This window comes from Yersinia sp. 2466 StPb PI (assembly GCF_041538325.1).
GTDB lineage: Bacteria > Pseudomonadota > Gammaproteobacteria > Enterobacterales > Enterobacteriaceae > Yersinia > Yersinia enterocolitica_E.
The window spans coordinates 3,409,312-3,427,268 of the sequence record NZ_JAULSL010000001.1 but is presented as its reverse complement, the minus strand read 5'-3'; the positions used below and the strand labels follow the sequence as shown (position 1 = coordinate 3,427,268).

Sequence of the window (17,957 nt, the reverse complement as noted above, 5' to 3'; positions counted from 1 at the left end):
AAAGCGTGCGTGATTACTCAAGCTCAGCCATCAGTTTTACCAGATGCTCAACAGCTTTCTTCTCATCTTCACCAACAGCCGAGATCGTAACAACAGTACCTTGGGTCAGGCCCAGAGTTTGTAGTTTAAACAGGCTCTTGGCGCTGGCGCTTTTACCGTTAGAGATCACAGTAATTTCAGACGCAAAGCCTTTTGCTTCTTTTACGAACTGGGCAGCCGGGCGGGTATGCAGACCATTTGGTGCAGTAATAGTAACTTCTTGCTGGAACATTGTATTTCCCCAACTTATTGGATTTATGTTGTGGAGCTAAAGTTTAGTGTAGAACCCAAACTTTAGCCTGTATTGGTGCGCGTATAACAAGACTATCTGACTTGCGCATGACTATGCCTCAACCACCGGCAAGTCACAAAGACAGTTTCTGATGCAACCTGAATTCAGGTCTAAAATCGACACTGTCGTATCTAAGAATAATGCTCTCTTTGCGTTATGTCTTCAATCCACGTTCGGTGATGACATTTTTTGTCGCATTGCATAATTGTTAAATCGATTCAGCCAGAGATTCACTCAAGATACGATTAATTTCGCGTATCAAAATAATTGACCGGTTAAATACTAAACCCAGAGGGTAAAATCAATCTTTATGTAGTAAAAACTTTGAAGTGCGCCACAAAAAAAGCACCCATGAGGGTGCTTTTTTAGCATTTAGTGCGACAGCCTGACTACTGTTGCAGCTCTTGCTCAGTGAACAAATCTGCAAACAATGCTGTGCTTAAATAACGCTCACCCGAGGAGGGAAGAATAACCACAATTGTTTTGTCAGTAAAGCCATCTTCTTCGGAAAGTTTGACTGCTGCCGCAACTGCTGCACCGGAAGAAATACCGGCCAAAATGCCTTCTTCGTCCATCAAACGGCGAGCCATTGAGATAGCTTCATCATTGGTTACCAACGCTACGCGGTCAACCAAACTCAGATCGAGGTTGCCGGGAATAAAGCCAGCACCGATACCTTGGATTTTATGTGGGCCGGGTTTGATTTCCTGTCCAGCCAACGCTTGCGTGATAACCGGGGAGTCAGTCGGTTCAACCGCCACAGTGATAATCGCTTTGCCTTTGGTATTTTTAATGTAGCGGCTAACACCGGTCAGGGTACCACCGGTACCGACACCTGCGATAAAGACGTCCACTTCACCATCGGTATCTTCCCAAATTTCCGGGCCGGTGGTTTGCTCATGAATTTCCGGATTCGCTGGATTACTGAATTGCTGCAAAATCAGGTAACGGTCAGGGTCAGTTGCTTGAATCTCTTCCGCTTTAGCAATGGCTCCTTTCATCCCTTTGGCCCCTTCGGTCAGGACCAGATTAGCGCCGAGCGCTTTTAGTAGCTTACGGCGCTCAATGCTCATGGTTTCTGGCATGGTAAGGGTTAATTTATAACCGCGAGCGGCGGCAACAAATGCCAAAGCAATGCCGGTATTACCGCTGGTAGGTTCTACCAGCTCTTTGCCTGCGGTCAGAATGCCGCGCTTTTCGGCATCCCAAATCATATTGGAACCGATACGGCATTTAACGCTGAAACTTGGATTGCGTGATTCAACCTTCGCCAAAATGCGCCCGTTACCGATACGGTTCAGACGAACCAGCGGCGTATGGCCGATTGTTAAAGAGTTGTCTTCATATATCTTGCTCATAGCCCGTCCTTTAACTCTATGAAAATGTAGGAAACGTTCAAAGCATACGCTAACAGTATGGCTATGGAAGTAAGTAATTAGTATATCGATATGTTATTAGGAAATAAGTTTTAATCCCAATAGCTTTAAGGGCGTGGCTGGCACGCCCAAAGGAGATTAACGAGGTGGTTGAGTAAACTGGTCGCGGTAACGATCTACCCACATTGCGGTGGCTCCGCAAACGGCAACCGGCAGAATCACCAGATTAAGGAATGGGATCATAGTAAACAAGCTCACCAGTGCACCAAATTGCAAGTTATCGACTTTATTTTGTCGCAATGCACTGCGCATCTGCTGGAAACTCACTTTATGGTTATCAAAGGGATAATCGCAATATTGAATTGATAGCATCCAGGCACTGAATAAGAACCACAATACCGGCGCAACGGTCTGACCAATGCCAGGGATAAAGTAGAGCAGCAGTAGCCCTAATGCCCGGGGCAGGTAGTAAGCCAGTTTTTGCCACTCGCGCGCCATGATGCGCGGCAAATCTTTAACTATTCCCCATATACCGGTGTCTGGCAGTGGTTTACCCGTCAGACTGGCCTCCAGTTGCTCAGCCAGCAAGCCGCTAAAGGGGGCTGCAATAATATTGGCCAGGGTACTGAACAGGTAACTGAATACCAGTAGCACCGAGATAACCATTACTGGCCACAACAAATAACTCAGCCACTGTAACCAGTCGGGAACATGGCTCATCAATTGTGGAACCCAATCACCTATACGGTTGAATAACCACCAGAAGGCGCCCCCCATCAGCAGAATATTTACCAGTAAGGGCAAAATAACAAATCGCCGGATACCCGGACGGGAAATTAATTGCCATCCTTGGGCGAAATAATGGACACCACTCACCTTTTTTACCGCTTTTTGCGTATACGCCATGCCATTCAGTTCTCTGTAAGTCTATTGACCCACGTATCATATCGGTATGATTTCCCACTGCATAGTCACATATTGTGCAAAAAACGAGCGAAACATCTAGCATAATCATCTTTCTTCGAAGAAAATTGAGCACGGACTTGCACTTGTGTTCGTTGGCAAATAGAGTTAAAGGGTGAATGTTTGCCGCGGTGGCAATGTATTGGAACAACAGAGATAGTAATGATGCAGGATTTGCGTCTGATATTAATCGTTGTTGGCGCGATCGCCATAATAGCGTTGTTATTGCATGGTTTATGGACCAGCCGTAAAGAACGCTCTTCACTTTTTCGCGATCGCCCAGTTAAACGTCCGAAACAAGAACGTGTTGAAACCCCGATCGAGAGTCTCGATGAAGGGGTAGGAGAAGTGCGCGTCCGCACTGCTCATCCACAGGAGAAGCCTTCGTTTAGTCATATTGATGACGACGACGAAGACATGCCGGTTATTCAGCATACTGATACCAAACCGGCTCAGGTCAAGACGGAACCTCGTCACAAGCCTTTTGCTTCAGTGCCAACAGACTATGACGACCCTCTTTTGGGTGGGCTATCGGCTGAGCAACCACCGCATGCATCACAGCGTGATCCTTTGCTTGGATCGGTTGAAGAGTCGTATTCGCAACCGCGACACGCAGAGCCACAGCATGTGGCAGAACCTGCACCTCGTGTGGCACCACAACATGTGGAATCACAACCAGAGCCTGTCGCTCCGGCAGCAGAGGTGAAACCACAGAAACTGAAAGAGACCGTTTTGGTGCTGCATGTTGCTGCGCATCATGGTGGCGCTCTTGGCGGCGAGTTGCTGCTACAGAGTGTTCTTCAGTCTGGTTTCCAGTTTGGTGAGATGGGTATTTTCCATCGTCATCTTAGCCCGGCAGGCAGTGGCCCAGTATTATTCAGTTTGGCGAATATGGTAAAACCGGGTTCTTTCGACCCTGATACCATGTCTGATTTTTCAACGCCGGGTGTCTCAATGTTTATGATGGTGCCGTCTTATGGTGATGCCAATCAGAACTTTAAATTAATGCTGCAATCAGCCCAACGCATTGCTGATGATGTCGGTGGTGTAGTGTTGGATGATGATCGCCGCATGATGACCCCGCAGAAGCTGGAAACGTATAAGGCGCGTATCCGTGAAGTGCTGGATGCAAACGCTAGCGCCTGATAACGTTACCTCGCAATGAATCGAATTAACCCGAACCCCCGCATGCCGGGGGTTTTTTATCTTTGATGGTGAGCCATGGAATCGATAATTCAGCAAATTAATCAACTAAGAACCTCATTGCGCCATCACGAACATCTTTATCATGTGTTGGATGCCCCTGAGATCCCTGATGCTGAATATGACCGTTTGATGCAGCAATTACGTTCCCTGGAAGCACAACATCCTGAATTGATTACTCATGATTCACCGACACAGCGGGTTGGTGCTGCGCCGCTTGATGCATTTGAACAGGTTAGACACGAAGTGCCGATGTTATCTCTTGATAACGTTTTCGATGAAGAGAGCTACCTGGCTTTTGACAAACGGGTGCATGACCGGCTGAAAACCGCTGAGCCGTTGACCTTCTGCTGTGAGCTGAAGCTCGATGGCCTGGCGGTCAGCCTATTGTATGAGAATGGTGAGTTAGTTAGAGCTGCTACCCGTGGTGACGGTACCACGGGTGAAAATATTACCGCGAATGTGCGTACCATCCGTGCCATTCCACTGCGCCTACATGGGGAGAATATCCCACAGCGGGTGGAAGTTCGCGGTGAAGTCTTTATGCCACAAGCCGGTTTTGAGCAACTTAACGAAGAGGCGCGTCGCAAAGGCGGTAAAATTTTTGCCAATCCACGCAATGCTGCTGCCGGATCGTTACGTCAGCTCGACCCCCGCATCACCGCCAAACGGCCATTAATGTTCTTCTGTTATGGTGTGGGTTTACTCGATGGCGGTGAGCTTGCGCGCAGTCATATTCAGCGCCTGATGCAATTTAAAGCCTGGGGTCTGCCGGTCAGTAATCGAGTGAAGTTATGCACCGGTAGTGATGAGGTCATTGCCTTCTATCGTCAGGTAGAACAGGACCGTGCCAGTTTGGGGTTTGATATTGATGGCGTGGTTATCAAGGTTGATTCACTCGACTTGCAAGAAAGATTGGGGTTTGTAGCACGCGCTCCCCGTTGGGCTACGGCGTTTAAATTTCAGGCGCAGGAACAGATAACTCAAGTTCGCGACGTGGAGTTTCAGGTGGGGCGCACCGGTGCTATCACCCCGGTCGCACGTCTGGAACCAGTGCAGGTAGCTGGCGTGGTTGTCAGTAATGCGACACTGCATAACGCCGATGAAATTGAGCGTCTTGGTATACGCATTGGTGATACCGTTATTATTCGCCGCGCTGGAGATGTGATCCCACAAGTGGTTGGTGTGGTGATGGAACAACGCCCGCAGGATGCCAAAGAGATAGTTTTCCCGGAGCACTGCCCGGTATGTGGTTCTGATATCGAGCGGGTAGAAGGCGAGGCGGTTGCCCGCTGCACCGGTGGTCTGTTCTGCGCAGCGCAGCGTAAAGAGGCGTTGAAGCATTTTGTCTCGCGCCGGGCGTTGGATGTGGACGGGATGGGTGACAAGATTATCGAGCAACTGGTAGAGAAACAGTATGTCGAGAACCCGGCTGATCTATTTGAGCTGACCGCAGGCAAGCTGACTGGTTTAGATCGGATGGGGCCAAAATCGGCGCAAAATCTGATTGCGGCGCTAGAAAAGGCGAAGCAAACGACGTTTGCCCGCTTCCTGTATGCTTTGGGTATTCGTGAGGTAGGGGAGGCGACAGCGGCTAATTTAGCGGCTCATTTTCGCACTCTGACTAATTTGCGCGCGGCAGATATCGATGCATTAAAAAGTGTGCCAGATGTCGGGGAAGTGGTAGCCAGGCACGTGCGGAATTTCCTCAGCGAAGAACATAATCAGAAAGTGATCGAGGCGCTAGAGCAAGTGATCAGTTGGCCGGAACCTCAGCAAATTATTGCCGAAGAGATTGATAGCCCCTTTGCTGGGAAAACAGTGGTGTTGACGGGTTCACTGACCATTCTCTCACGGGACGAAGCGAAAGATCGTCTGGCTGCTTTAGGTGCCAAAGTGAGTGGCAGTGTTTCCAAAAAAACGGATCTGGTTATTGCTGGTGAGGCGGCTGGCTCAAAACTGGCGAAAGCGCAGGAGCTTGGGATTACAGTCATTGATGAAGCGGAAATGATTCGTCTGCTGGGTGAATAGTGGTAACGCCAGAGGGCTGTATGGAAAAAGAGAATTTGATTGAGATTGCCAATACCCGGATGCCGTTTGGTAAATACCAAGGGCGGGTATTAATCGACTTACCTGAAGAGTACCTGCTCTGGTTCGCCCGCAAAGGGGAATTCCCACCAGGCAAGTTAGGTATGTTGATGGAGCTGACGCTGACCATTAAAATCGAGGGATTGGATGGTTTGGTAAAACCCCTCAAGCGTGGTTGATTTTACTTTCTAAAACAGGGCGATAGCCGTTATGTTGCCATCGCCCTATCACTGTTTAACCGAATATCAATGTTATTAAATATAAACGTCAATCTGGTTCTGTGCGGAAGGGCGGTTTACTCCATCACCGGCGGGCGCAGTTGCCGCATTGTTGTCACCTTCTTTGGTTTTATCCGCTTCCTTGGCCTGAATACGGGCAAGCTCAGCTTGCAGCGCTGCAATTTGACTCTGAATCTGTTGCTGCTGCTTTTGTAATTCATCTGCAGTCAAACCGGAATCTTTTAAGGTACTTAATTTTTCGGTCAGTTTTTGGATCTGCTGATTAATGGATTTAATTTGTGCCGCCGCACTGCTGTCAGAAGAGCTACTGCTGCTCACTGACACGGATGCTGCAGAGATAGTATTCGACATCATTATTCCTTAGTAAAACCTGGATGGAGTAATGCTTATCGACGGGAGGATATTAACCTTTAACTTTTGAGGGCTGCTTTACACAATCTTATCACTTGCTTATCACTTGGTTGTTTTTTTAAACGCTACCACACGGTTCTGAAACGTTAAATTACCAAACGTAGTTCAGGCCAATGTTGCAGCCAACCTTTGCTATTTACCCGTTGGTAGTAGGTATCGGCCTCACCGTTTTTCGGGTTCAAGGTGATCGTTCGGGTAAACAGTGCGCCCAAACCCAGTGGAGCCACCAGCTCAATATCGCCGCTCGCATTGAGCCTGGCACCGATTGCTGTTTCTACTTCAACCCAGTAGCTAATAGCATCGTCGGTACTGGTATAAGGTTGGCGACCCCTATACAGGTGCATTCTGGCTTGATTTTTTACTGACCAGGGGAAGGAGAGATGCTGAGCCGCACTCTTTTGCTGTAGCTGCGCTTCTCGCTGTAAGTCATGCTGCTCGTGGGCATGTTGCTTATCGAAATAGACTAAATCGATATCATTGAGCGCGGTCGCTAACGGGTACCCGTGCAATTGATCCCACACCAGATTACGCACAAATCCTGCCGCCAGACACCACTGCTTTAACCCGAGCTCTCGGGCAATCGACAAAGCCTGCATACGATGAGGGTCAGCCTGTAGCCATTGAATGATTTGTTGCTGCTGATTCATGCCTATTTCCACCGTAATCAATACCTTTGATTAGTTCGCAGGATAACAGAGATAAATGACAAAGAGTGAGGGAGGCTTGCGCGAGAAAGCAAAAAACCGGCCATAAGCCGGTTTTTTAAAGAGTGGTGGAGCTAGACGGGATCGAACCGTCGACCTCTTGCATGCCATGCAAGCGCTCTCCCAGCTGAGCTATAGCCCCACAAATGTGGTTGTTCGTACTGACTTATCTATGATGCCACCCTTTTCTGGCCTGATGATGCAATCAAACAAGAAAATTTGGTGGAGCTAGACGGGATCGAACCGTCGACCTCTTGCATGCCATGCAAGCGCTCTCCCAGCTGAGCTATAGCCCCAATGTGCACATAATAAATCGTGTGAACGGGGCGCATGATATGAAACCACTGAAACAGTGTCAACGGCTAATTCGATTTCTCGCGTTAAGCGCTGAAAAAGCCGCCAAATCAGCGGGTAAATAGCATTAAATATTAAATGTCGCTCACACTATCTAACGAGTAATAATAAAAAGGCGGCCTGAATAGCCGCCTGATTGAACGCGCAATAACCGTATTATTGTTGTGCTTCGCGCTCGCTGATAAAGGCTAATGCTTTATCAATACGTGCCAGTGAGCGTGCCTGACCGATAGCATGGACAGTGACATCCATTCCTGGCGATTGACCCGCACCAGTGACTGCGACACGCAGCGGCATCCCCACTTTACCCATACCTACACCTAACTCATCAGCCGTGCCCTGAATCGCGTTGTGAACGTTTTCAGTGGTCCAGGCGGTGATGGCGGCGAGTTTGGCTTTAACTGCTTCAAGTGGCTGGCGGGCCACTGGGCGCAAATGTTTTTTAGCCGCATCAGCATCGAACTCGTCAAATTCTTCGTAAAAGTAACGGCAGGACTCGGCCATCTCTTTCAGCGTTTTGCAGCGCTCACCTAGCAGTTTTACGATTTCAACTAACTCAGGGCCATTACGGGTATCAAGCCCCAGTTGTTCAACATGCCATGACAGGTGAACAGCAACATGCTCTGGTGGCAGGCTATTGATATAGTGATGATTCAACCACTGTAATTTTTCAGTATTGAATGCACTGGCTGACTTACTGACTGCATCGAGGGTAAACAGCTCGGTCATCTCGGCCACAGAGAAAATCTCCTGATCACCATGAGACCAACCCAAACGCACCAAATAGTTCAGTAGTGCCTCTGGCAGATAGCCGTCATCGCGGTATTGCATAACACCAACAGCCCCGTGGCGTTTCGACAGTTTTTTACCGTCATCACCCAGAATCATTGATACATGAGCATACTCAGGCACTGGCGCGCCTAATGCTTTCAGAATATTAATCTGGCGCGGTGTATTGTTGATATGGTCTTCACCACGGATAACATGGGTGATTTCCATATCCCAGTCATCGATGACGACACAGAAGTTATAGGTTGGTGAACCATCGGTACGGCGGATGATTAAGTCATCCAGTTCCTGATTGCTGAATTCAATAGGGCCACGGATTTTGTCGTCGAAAATGACTGAACCTTCCTGCGGGTTGCGAAAACGTACCACTGATGGCTCATCAGCGCCATGAGTGCACTGGCTATCGCGGCAACGACCATCGTAGCGAGGTTTCTCGCCATTGGCCATTTGGGTTTCACGCAACTCTTCCAGGCGCTCTTTAGAACAATAGCAGCGATAAGCGGTGCCCTTTTCCAACATTTGGTCAATCACCGCATTGTAGCGATCGAACCGTTTGGTTTGAAAATACGGGCCTTCATCCCAATCCAGATTCAACCAGTTCATACCGTCCATAATAGCGTCGATGGCTTCCTGAGTTGAGCGCTCAAGATCGGTATCTTCAATGCGCAGAACAAATTCACCACCTAAATGACGGGTGAACAGCCAGGAATACAATGCGGTGCGTGCGCCACCTACATGGAGATAGCCGGTAGGACTGGGTGCAAAACGGGTTTTGATCTTCATTGGAATCGATGCCTTATTACGCTACGCCGGTCAGCAAAAGCTGACAGTTGCTCGAAATTTGAAAAAGTAGGCGACATTCTACCACCCTGTAGTAATTCCTCAACGATGTTACCGGTATGCAATTGATGATATCCCTGTCATCTTTCAAATTGCAGGTGTGTTGGCCGCACTCACTCACCCGAATCACATCCTTGGGTAAGCTCATCGGGTTCATTTGTTTGCCGCCGTCCTGCACCTTGAAATATTTTGGGGATCATTTAATAAAGGTTCATAGCGGCGATAAATATCGCATCCTGTTTAAATTTGCGGCGAACGATTGTTTTCGTTTTAAAAACCGTTGACTCACTTCGAACTATCCCTATAATGCGACTCCAACAACACGGCGGGGCGATTAGCTCAGTTGGTAGAGCATCTCCTTTACACGGAGGGGGTCATCAGTTCGAATCTGGTATCGCCCACCAAACTCGACGTGTTATGCAATAAATGAGATAGATGAGGGCGATTAGCTCAGTTGGTAGAGCATCTCCTTTACACGGAGGGGGTCATCAGTTCGAATCTGGTATCGCCCACCACTCATCACTCATTGTTAAAAGTATTAAGATTCAAGGTAGTAGAAGTGGGCGATTAGCTCAGTTGGTAGAGCATCTCCTTTACACGGAGGGGGTCATCAGTTCGAATCTGGTATCGCCCACCACTTCTTTTACTTCGTATTACCATATAATGGGTCGTTAGCTCAGTTGGCAGAATAGTTACTTTTAATCAATTGGTTAAAGGTTCGAGCCGAGCGAAGCGAGACAGCAACGCGTAAGCGTTGACCCGAAGGGCGAATCCGCAGGATGAGTAATCCCGCATGACTCGTGTTAAAAATGTCGAATAAATCTATATAATGGGTCGTTAGCTCAGTTGGTAGAGCAGTTGACTTTTAATCAATTGGTCGCAGGTTCGAATCCCGCACGACCCACCATTATATCAAGTACCGTATTAACTTCCCCAGATTTAAAAACTCAAAAACTACACGAAATCGTGTGGGTGAGACCCTGCGTTCAGGTTCGAGCCGAGCGAAGCGAGACAGCAACGCGGGAGCGTTGACCCGAAGGGCGAGGTCAGAGACCGAGTAATCCCGCACGACCCACCATTATATCAAGTACCGTATTAACTTCCCCAGATCTAAAAACTCAAAAACTACACGAAATCGTGTGGGTGAGACCCTGCGTTCAGGTTCGAGCCGAGCGAAGCGAGACAGCAACGCGGGAGCGTTGACCCGAAGGGCGAGGTCAGAGACCGAGTAATCCCGCACGACCCACCATTATATTTACTACCTCACTTAGAACGCCATCTATTGCTTATTAACGGGCATATCACATCAGTCGCGGCATTAAACTTACCCACTAAAGTTGTCCAGCCTTTGATTACTCAAAGAGTCATCATCCGTGTAAATAGTCCGGGTATGAATCGCAGGTATAAAAAAAGGCGCCGTAGCGCCTCTTTAGAGATTTTTTTCTGATACTTAGAGTACCAGGCCTGCAATAGAGGCGGACAGCACACTGACCAGCGTAGAGCCGTATAACAGCTTCAAGCCAAAGCGTGAAACCACATTCCCTTGGTGCTCATTCAAACCTTTAATCGCACCGGCTACGATACCAATAGAGGAGAAGTTAGCGAATGAAACCAGGAACACTGACAGAATACCCACGCTGCGTGGCGACAGTTCTGATGCCACTTTCTGCAAGTCCATCATTGCCACGAATTCGTTAGATACCAGTTTGGTTGCCATGATGCCACCAACTTGTAAGGCTTCATGAGTCGGTACGCCCATCACCCAGGCAAACGGGAAGAAGACATAGCCCAAGATACCCTGGAAGCTGATACCGAACAGCAAGCTAAATAAGGCATTCATCGCAGAAATTAACGCGATAAAACCAATCAGCATGGCTGCAACGATGATAGCAACTTTGAAACCGGCCAGAATGTACTCACCCAGCATTTCAAAGAAGCTTTGGCCTTCGTGCAAGTTGCTTAGTTGCAACTCTTCCTCGTCCTCTGCTTTATACGGGTTGATCAATGACAACACGATAAAGGTACTGAACATGTTAAGTACCAGCGCCGCAACCACAAACTTCGCGTCCAGCATTGACATATATGCACCCACGATTGACATAGAAACTGTCGACATCGCAGTTGCTGCCATGGTGTACATGCGTTTTTCAGACATTTTGCCCAAAATGTCTTTATAGGCGATGAAGTTTTCAGATTGACCCAGAATCAGTGAGCTGACGGCGTTGAATGATTCCAGCTTACCCATGCCGTTAACTTTAGACAGCAAAGTACCAATGATACGAATAACGACGGGGAGAACTTTGATATATTGCAGAATACCAATCAGAGCAGAAATAAAGACGATAGGGCACAGCACTCTCAGGAAGAAGAACGCCAAACCTTTATCACCCATATTGCCAAAGACAAAGTCGGTACCGTTGGCGGCAAATCCAAGCAACTTGTCGAATAAACCGGCGAATCCTTTCACAAAACCCAATCCAGCTTCCGAATGGAGGAAGAAGTACGCCAACAACACTTCAATTACCAGCAATTGAATAACAAACCGAATGCGGATGCTTTTACGATCCTTACAGATCGCCAGAGCTAATATGGCCACCACGACTAAGGCCAACGCAAACTGCAGAATATGGGACATGTGTGCTCCAAATTTGAGGCAGGCTAGATTTCGGTGGACATTTTATGTAACGGCTACATTAAAAACGAGACGTAGGCAGCAAATATAGAAATTCACTTGCACTAATGCAAACGAATTAGTGGAGTGGATCACAAAAAATAGGATGTTAATAATTTGCTACGGAAGTAGTTTAAATATGCTAGGTTGAACAATTGTAGTCATTCGTTACGAAAAGGGCGATGGAACATTTAACCCAACTTTTCAGAAAGCTACCACGGGTGATTATACGGTGTTAGCTATCAGAGAGATAAGTTCTACCACGCCAAGTGCGCTTGATAATTATTATCATTTAGATATTATTATTGATAAGAAAGTAGACGTAAGTTTTCAAGGGTAATACTGAATGCTGAATAGCCGTACTGTCGATACATCCCGCCGTACATCAAGGAGGATAAAACTCTCCCTGATGGGGCCTGCTTTTATCGCGGCCATCGGTTATATCGACCCCGGTAACTTCGCAACCAATATTCAGGCGGGGGCCTCTTTCGGTTATACCTTATTGTGGGTGGTGGTTTGGGCCAACATCATGGCTATGTTGATCCAATTACTGTCCGCTAAACTCGGTATTGCCACTGGTAAAAATCTGGCTGAGCATATCCGTGATCGTTTTCCACGGCCTGCGGTATGGGCCTACTGGGTACAAGCCGAAATCATCGCCATGGCCACGGATCTGGCCGAGTTTATTGGGGCGGCAATCGGGTTTAAATTACTGCTAGGTGTGACCCTGCTTGAAGGTGCTGTCCTGACCGGCATTGCCACTTTCCTGATTCTTATGCTGCAAAAGCGTGGGCAAAAACCTCTCGAACTGGTTATCGGTGGGTTGCTGTTATTTGTAGCGGCGGCTTATATTGTCGAACTTATTTTCTCCCGACCAGAACTGGCGGCGTTGGGTCGCGGTATGTTGGTTCCTGACTTGCCTAACCGTGACGCGGTGTTTCTAGCGGCCGGGGTATTAGGTGCCACTATTATGCCGCATGTTATTTATCTGCATTCATCCTTGACGCAAACGGCGGGAGAAAACTCCAAGGCTTCTCGTTATGCTGCGACTAAATTGGATGTGGCGATTGCCATGACAATTGCCGGTTTTGTGAATCTGGCTATGATGGCAACGGCGGCGGCGGCTTTCCATTTCAATGGTTATGGCAGTATTGCTGAAATCGAGCAAGCGTACCTCACACTACAACCCCTGTTAGGTAATGCCGCAGCCACTATTTTTGGTTTGAGTCTGGTTGCCGCTGGGTTGTCATCGACAGTGGTGGGGACCTTGGCAGGGCAGGTCGTCATGCAAGGCTTTGTCCGGTTTTATATCCCTATCTGGGTGCGACGCTCGGTCACGATGTTGCCTTCCTTTATTGTCATTCTGGCGGGTATGGATGCAACACGGATCTTGGTGATGAGCCAGGTACTGCTGAGTTTTGGTATTGCGTTGGCGTTAGTTCCATTGCTGGTCTTTACTGGCAATAAAGAATTGATGGGAGAGATGGTTAACTCAAAATTGATTCAGATTTTGGGGAAGATGATTGTGTTAGTGGTGGTTGGATTAAATGCTTATCTGTTGATTAGCTTGCTCTAACTTCTTCATACTGGCGGATCGATAGCCAATCATCCGCCAGAAGCTTTTTTAATTAGTCATCATCATGATGGCGGTCATGCCCTTTCCCTCGATGATGTTTCTTGCCGTGGTTGTCATAATGTTTATCGTGTTTCTGATAGCGCCCTTCACGGTAATAATAGTTCTTTTGCCACCAGTCTCTGTTTTGCCAGCGGTGCCCATCCCAGTAATGTCCATGGCGATTTCGTTCGCCTAAATCCCGGCCCTGATGATCCTGCCACCATCGTTGATCGCGCCAGTCATAACCATCCCAATAATTGCCACGGCGATCTTGCTCACCGATCTGCAATGAAACACTGGGGAGTAGCTCAATACTTTCGGCATTTGCCATAGGAACGAGAGGAAACCAGGCTAATATCGTTACTAATAACAGTGGTCTTAACGCAATAGGTCTAAATATCGTTGGTTTCAAAACATCCACTTTTGACATGATTTATCCTTGCGCAGCTTTATTGGCTATGGCCTATCTTAAACTGCGGTTCGGCAACTGTGATTCAGATAAAACTGTAAAATAAAAAATTGAGATTTATCTGTAATAATGATGGATTAGGGGCACCGGAGTGCCCCTGTTGGGGCCTTTGGAGAGAGCGTTTACACCAGAATATCTTCAATACGTTTGATTTCTTCGGTGCTGAAATCAGTGTTGGCTAGCATACCAACCGCGTCGTCAATCTGGCTGATTTTGCTGGCACCAATCAGTGCTGAAGTCACCCGCCCGCCACGTAATACCCAGGCTAAAGACATCTGTGACAACTTCTGACCGCGTTCGTGGGCCAATGCGTTCAACTGGCGCACCTTGGCCAGTTTTTCTGCGGTAAGCTGCTCGGGATTAAGGAATTTACTGCCACTGGCAGCCCTTGAGTCCTGCGGAATACCCGCCAAATAGCGATCCGTCAATACGCCGCCTGCCAGCGGAGAAAAGGCAATAGATCCTACGCCATACTCATCCAAAGTATCTTGCAGCCCGGTTTCAATCCAGCGTTCGAACATAGAGTATTTAGGCTGATGAATCAGGCAAGGCGTACCGAGATTTGCCAGAATTTCACAGGCCTGACGGGCTTGCGCCGCTGGATAGTTGGACAACCCGATATACAACGCTTTACCTTGGCGCACCAGCAGGTCCAATGCGGCCATGGTTTCTTCCAATGGTGTATTAGGATCCGGGCGATGGTGGTAGAAAATATCTACATAATCTAGCCCCATACGTTGTAGGCTTTGGTTGATACTGGCTACCAGATATTTCTTCGAACCCCAGTCACCATAAGGGCCGGGCCACATGGTGTATCCCGCTTTGGAAGAGATAATCAGTTCATCACGATAGGGGCGCAGGTCTTGTTGCAGGATGCGGCCAAAGTTCAGCTCGGCTGAACCGGGCGGCGGGCCATAGTTATTGGCTAAATCAAAATGGGTGATACCACTATCGAAAGCGCGATGCACTAAATTGCGGCTATTTTCGTACAGCGTGCTGTCACCAAAGTTATGCCACAGGCCAAGAGAAATTGCCGGAAGCATTAATCCACTACGACCACAACGATGATACTTCATCTCTTGATAACGGGAGGAAGCTGCCTGATAGACCATGATGACCCTTATTAACGAGAGTAAACGACAGTTTAGTGTATGCGTTTTCACCGACGACGTAAGCTAACGGGATCACAAGATAAGGCGGAGAAAGGGATGTCAGAAAATAATTACAGTGGTAGCTAATTAGGCATCTGGTTTATCGATACCATTACGACCGGTTAATTGGTCTAACAACCAATAGCCCGCTGGCCCCGGTGGGCTTTTTTTCGACCAAACCGCATCAATAGAGATCATTTTAGGCCAACCAATGGTGGGCAACGCGACCAGTTTTTGACGGCTGTATTGCTCCACCAGCCAGCGTGGCAAAATCGCCCAGCCGAAGCCTTGCTCCGCCATTTCTAACAACATTAAGTAGCTGGGGGCAGACCACATTAGCCCTTGCGACTGGTTGCGCTCAGTACGATTGTAAGTATTGAGGCAAAGTTGCCGGGCGGTAGCCAGTTGTTCGGGGTGAACCTGAGGGAGCTTTGCCAGCGCATGACCCTGCTGCACGAATATAGCCATTTCAGTCTGTGCGGCTAATCGGCTGGCCGCAATATCCGGTGGATAGTACGACTGAACTTCTACTACACCGATATGCGCTCGCCGTAGTTGCAGCAGGTCAATGACGTCGCCCTCTTCGGCAATCAGGCACTCAAATTCGATATCAGGGTAACGCTGCTCAAAGCGACGTAGTAAGTCCTCATGATGTGTTGGTTGATAAGTATCAGAAAGGACAAAAGTCAGTCGGGTTTCAACCTGACCTGCCAGACGTATTGATAGATTATCCAGCCGTTCGCTGGCCGCCAGAATTTCCTGCACATGGGATAGCACCCGGCGACCATGGTCAGTTAATACCGGTTGGCGCGCCTGGCGGTCAAATAAGGTCAAACCCAGATCGGCTTCCAGATTGGCGATGGCGGTGCTGATAGTTGATTGGCTTTTGCGTAGCTTACGGGCTGCCGCGGAGAAGGACCCAAGGGCTGCGGCTTCAACAAATGCAATTAAGGCTTCGGGAGAATAATGCATAAACTATCTATTTTATCGATGGGTTCTATTTTTAATCTATCTTAAAAAACGATGATAATCACCTCTAACAATCTGTCATCAGTTAATTTAAGTAGGTGTTTTATGCAAGTTCATCACCGATCTCTCTTGGAGCGGATTATTCATGCCGTTGGGTTTGAAGTGATTGCCGTTGCCATTTGTGCGCCCGTCGGCGCATGGTTACTGGATCGCTCCATACTGCAAATGGGAACATTGGCCTTGATCCTCTCCTCAGTGGCAATGCTGTGGAATATTGTTTACAACAGTCTGTTCGACCACTTCTGGCCAGTCAGTCGGGTAGCAAAGACTCTGCTCGTGCGGGTACTCCATGCGCTGGGCTTCGAGGGTGGTTTTATCCTGATAGGCTTACCTATCGCGGCTTTCACGTTGGGTGTTTCGCTATTACAGGCATTTATGTTGGAGATCGGTTTCTTCTTGTTCTTCCTGCCTTACACCGTATGTTACAACTGGGCCTATGACAGCCTGCGGATGCGGGTTATCCGCTCGCGCCAGCTTGCGACATTGCAGCCGGTTTCTGAGGAAGGGCGCAATTCACGCTAAATATTTACGTCATTTTTCACCTTCAGCAGCGGTATTTTGCTGTTGCTGAAACGTTTTTATGTGATCTTTATCGCAAAGCGAAAGGGTTTAGCGCATTGATATTGTTGTTTCTCCAGCCTGATTTTACAGTGGACATAGTTGAAGTTAAGCATCCCTGTAACGGAGAAGTTTCTGATGACAAGCTATGCCCTGGTGGGTGACGTTGGCGGCACTAATGCCCGTTTGGCGCTTTGCGCTGTGGCGACGGGCGAAATATCACAAGCAAAAACATATTCAGGGTTGGAATTCGACAGTCTGGAAGATGTCATTAAGCAATATCTGTCAGAGCATACAGTCACCGTAAAGGATGCCTGTATCGCTATTGCTTGCCCGATTACCGGGGATTGGGTGGCGATGACCAATCATACTTGGGCATTTTCTATTGCAGCTATGCAGCAAAGCCTGGGGTTGGATCATCTGGAGGTGATCAACGATTTTACGGCAGTATCGATGGCGATTCCGGTGTTGTCCGAACAGGATGTGTTGCAATTTGGTGGCACAACGCCTCAAGCGGGTAAACCAGTGGCGGTTTATGGTGCAGGTACTGGGCTGGGTGTGGCCCATTTAGTTAATGTGGGCCGCCGTTGGATTAGCTTACCGGGAGAGGGCGGTCATGTGGACTTCGCCCCGAACAGCGAAGAAGAAGACTCTATTTTGGCGGTATTGCGTCAGGAACTGGGCCATGTTTCTGCCGAGCGAGTACTTTCCGGGCCGGGGTTGGTTAATTTATACCGAGCTATCGTGATTTCTGATGCACGCCTACCGGAACATCTGGCACCGAAAGATATTACTGAACGCGCTCTGGCGGATAGCTGTACTGACTGCCGCCGCGCCTTATCACTGTTTTGTGTGATTATGGGCCGTTTTGGCGGCAATCTGGCATTGAATCTCAGCACTTTTGGCGGCGTTTATATTGCTGGCGGTATCGTGCCACGCTTTATGGATTTCTTTACAGCTTCGGGCTTTCGCAGTGCTTTTGAAGATAAAGGCCGTTTCAAAGATTTCCTGCAAGATATTCCTGTTTATATGATTACCCATCAGCAACCGGGTTTGCTGGGGGCGGGCGCTTACTTGCGTCAGACATTAGGACATGAATTATAAGGTTTTTGTTCGCCATCGCTGAAATATGAAAGCAGAGCCAAGGCTCTGCTTTTTTACATCAT

General features: G+C 48.2%; 16 protein-coding genes, 6 tRNA genes and 3 other RNA genes. 13 read left to right on the top strand and 12 right to left on the bottom strand.

The features are described from left to right. Nucleotides 1-13 precede the first annotated feature (13 nt). From ptsH to cysZ, 3 genes are all read right to left on the bottom strand, one after another. On the bottom strand, nt 14-271 hold the full coding sequence (gene ptsH / locus Q2T72_RS15565) for a phosphocarrier protein Hpr (RefSeq protein ID WP_083163435.1): 258 nt from the start codon (nt 269-271) through the stop codon (nt 14-16). 449 nt (nt 272-720) lie between these two features. Continuing rightward, entirely contained in the window at nt 721-1,689 is a 969-nt protein-coding gene (cysK, locus tag Q2T72_RS15560) for a cysteine synthase A (protein WP_083163436.1), read from the bottom strand. 156 nt (nt 1,690-1,845) lie between these two features. After that, nucleotides 1,846-2,613, bottom strand: coding sequence for a sulfate transporter CysZ (cysZ, locus tag Q2T72_RS15555; RefSeq protein ID WP_372559579.1), 768 nt, complete (start codon nt 2,611-2,613; stop codon nt 1,846-1,848). A 219-nt stretch (nt 2,614-2,832) separates the two neighbouring features. Between cysZ and zipA the strand changes: the two genes are divergently transcribed. The 3 genes from zipA to Q2T72_RS15540 all read left to right on the top strand — a co-directional run bounded on the left by zipA (nt 2,833) and on the right by Q2T72_RS15540 (nt 6,140). Further along, nucleotides 2,833-3,816 carry a cell division protein ZipA gene (zipA, locus tag Q2T72_RS15550; RefSeq protein ID WP_102970550.1) on the top strand — a complete coding sequence of 328 codons (984 nt, stop codon included), beginning with the start codon at nt 2,833-2,835 and terminating at the stop codon, nt 3,814-3,816. 75 nt (nt 3,817-3,891) lie between these two features. Next, nucleotides 3,892-5,904: an NAD-dependent DNA ligase LigA gene (ligA, locus tag Q2T72_RS15545; RefSeq protein ID WP_372569430.1), complete on the top strand. Its 2,013-nt coding sequence runs from the start codon at nt 3,892-3,894 to the stop codon at nt 5,902-5,904. A 20-nt stretch (nt 5,905-5,924) separates the two neighbouring features. Then, nucleotides 5,925-6,140: a DUF3820 family protein gene (locus tag Q2T72_RS15540; protein ID WP_005183737.1), complete on the top strand. Its 216-nt coding sequence runs from the start codon at nt 5,925-5,927 to the stop codon at nt 6,138-6,140. Between the two features lie 75 nt (nt 6,141-6,215). Here the strand turns inward: Q2T72_RS15540 and Q2T72_RS15535 are convergent, their stop codons facing one another. The 5 genes from Q2T72_RS15535 to gltX all read right to left on the bottom strand — a co-directional run bounded on the left by Q2T72_RS15535 (nt 6,216) and on the right by gltX (nt 9,241). Beyond that, a complete protein-coding gene (locus Q2T72_RS15535) occupies nt 6,216-6,551 on the bottom strand; it encodes a FlxA-like family protein (protein ID WP_083163444.1) in 336 nt (111 codons plus the stop codon). 146 nt (nt 6,552-6,697) lie between these two features. Continuing rightward, nucleotides 6,698-7,258 carry a nucleotidyltransferase family protein gene (locus Q2T72_RS15530; protein ID WP_372569429.1) on the bottom strand — a complete coding sequence of 187 codons (561 nt, stop codon included), beginning with the start codon at nt 7,256-7,258 and terminating at the stop codon, nt 6,698-6,700. Nucleotides 7,259-7,381: 123 nt separating this feature from the next. Beyond that, nucleotides 7,382-7,457: transfer RNA gene (locus Q2T72_RS15525), tRNA-Ala, on the bottom strand. Between the two features lie 78 nt (nt 7,458-7,535). Further along, nucleotides 7,536-7,611: transfer RNA gene (locus tag Q2T72_RS15520), tRNA-Ala, on the bottom strand. 214 nt (nt 7,612-7,825) lie between these two features. Further along, on the bottom strand, nt 7,826-9,241 hold the full coding sequence (gene gltX / locus Q2T72_RS15515) for a glutamate--tRNA ligase (protein WP_372569428.1): 1,416 nt from the start codon (nt 9,239-9,241) through the stop codon (nt 7,826-7,828). A gap of 385 nt (nt 9,242-9,626) precedes the next feature. On the opposite strand from gltX, the gene Q2T72_RS15510 reads away from it, so the two are divergent. The 7 genes from Q2T72_RS15510 to Q2T72_RS15480 all read left to right on the top strand — a co-directional run bounded on the left by Q2T72_RS15510 (nt 9,627) and on the right by Q2T72_RS15480 (nt 10,547). Beyond that, nucleotides 9,627-9,702, top strand: a tRNA-Val gene (locus tag Q2T72_RS15510). A 35-nt stretch (nt 9,703-9,737) separates the two neighbouring features. Beyond that, nucleotides 9,738-9,813 (top strand) — tRNA-Val (locus tag Q2T72_RS15505). 46 nt (nt 9,814-9,859) lie between these two features. Continuing rightward, nucleotides 9,860-9,935: transfer RNA gene (locus Q2T72_RS15500), tRNA-Val, on the top strand. Between the two features lie 59 nt (nt 9,936-9,994). Then, nucleotides 9,995-10,086: non-coding RNA, RtT sRNA (locus Q2T72_RS15495), on the top strand. A 43-nt stretch (nt 10,087-10,129) separates the two neighbouring features. Beyond that, nucleotides 10,130-10,205, top strand: a tRNA-Lys gene (locus tag Q2T72_RS15490). 45 nt (nt 10,206-10,250) lie between these two features. Next, a non-coding RNA gene (locus Q2T72_RS15485) (RtT sRNA) lies at nt 10,251-10,376 on the top strand. A gap of 45 nt (nt 10,377-10,421) precedes the next feature. Further along, a non-coding RNA gene (locus Q2T72_RS15480) (RtT sRNA) lies at nt 10,422-10,547 on the top strand. Between the two features lie 201 nt (nt 10,548-10,748). Here Q2T72_RS15480 and Q2T72_RS15475 read toward each other — a convergent pair. Next, nucleotides 10,749-11,933: a NupC/NupG family nucleoside CNT transporter gene (locus tag Q2T72_RS15475; RefSeq protein WP_083163451.1), complete on the bottom strand. Its 1,185-nt coding sequence runs from the start codon at nt 11,931-11,933 to the stop codon at nt 10,749-10,751. A 382-nt stretch (nt 11,934-12,315) separates the two neighbouring features. Between Q2T72_RS15475 and Q2T72_RS15470 the strand changes: the two genes are divergently transcribed. Further along, the gene (locus Q2T72_RS15470; RefSeq protein WP_083163454.1) at nt 12,316-13,545 is read left to right on the top strand and encodes an Nramp family divalent metal transporter; all 1,230 of its coding nucleotides are present in this window, start codon (nt 12,316-12,318) and stop codon (nt 13,543-13,545) included. A 52-nt stretch (nt 13,546-13,597) separates the two neighbouring features. On the opposite strand, the gene Q2T72_RS15465 is transcribed toward Q2T72_RS15470, so the two are convergent. From Q2T72_RS15465 to Q2T72_RS15455, 3 genes are all read right to left on the bottom strand, one after another. Continuing rightward, the gene (locus Q2T72_RS15465) at nt 13,598-14,014 is read right to left on the bottom strand and encodes a DUF2502 domain-containing protein (RefSeq protein ID WP_372569427.1); all 417 of its coding nucleotides are present in this window, start codon (nt 14,012-14,014) and stop codon (nt 13,598-13,600) included. Between the two features lie 161 nt (nt 14,015-14,175). Then, nucleotides 14,176-15,165 (bottom strand): aldo/keto reductase, encoded by a 990-nt coding sequence (locus Q2T72_RS15460; protein WP_083163459.1) that lies wholly within the window; start codon nt 15,163-15,165, stop codon nt 14,176-14,178. Between the two features lie 126 nt (nt 15,166-15,291). Then, a complete protein-coding gene (locus Q2T72_RS15455; RefSeq protein WP_083163462.1) occupies nt 15,292-16,176 on the bottom strand; it encodes a LysR family transcriptional regulator in 885 nt (294 codons plus the stop codon). A gap of 102 nt (nt 16,177-16,278) precedes the next feature. Here Q2T72_RS15455 and Q2T72_RS15450 point away from each other — a divergent pair, with 102 nt between their 5' ends. Both Q2T72_RS15450 and glk read left to right on the top strand, forming a co-directional pair. Then, nucleotides 16,279-16,755, top strand: a complete 477-nt coding sequence (locus Q2T72_RS15450; protein ID WP_083163464.1) for a multidrug/biocide efflux PACE transporter — start codon at nt 16,279-16,281, stop codon at nt 16,753-16,755. Between the two features lie 174 nt (nt 16,756-16,929). Continuing rightward, nucleotides 16,930-17,895 carry a glucokinase gene (gene glk / locus Q2T72_RS15445; RefSeq protein WP_372569426.1) on the top strand — a complete coding sequence of 322 codons (966 nt, stop codon included), beginning with the start codon at nt 16,930-16,932 and terminating at the stop codon, nt 17,893-17,895. Nucleotides 17,896-17,957 lie beyond the last annotated feature (62 nt).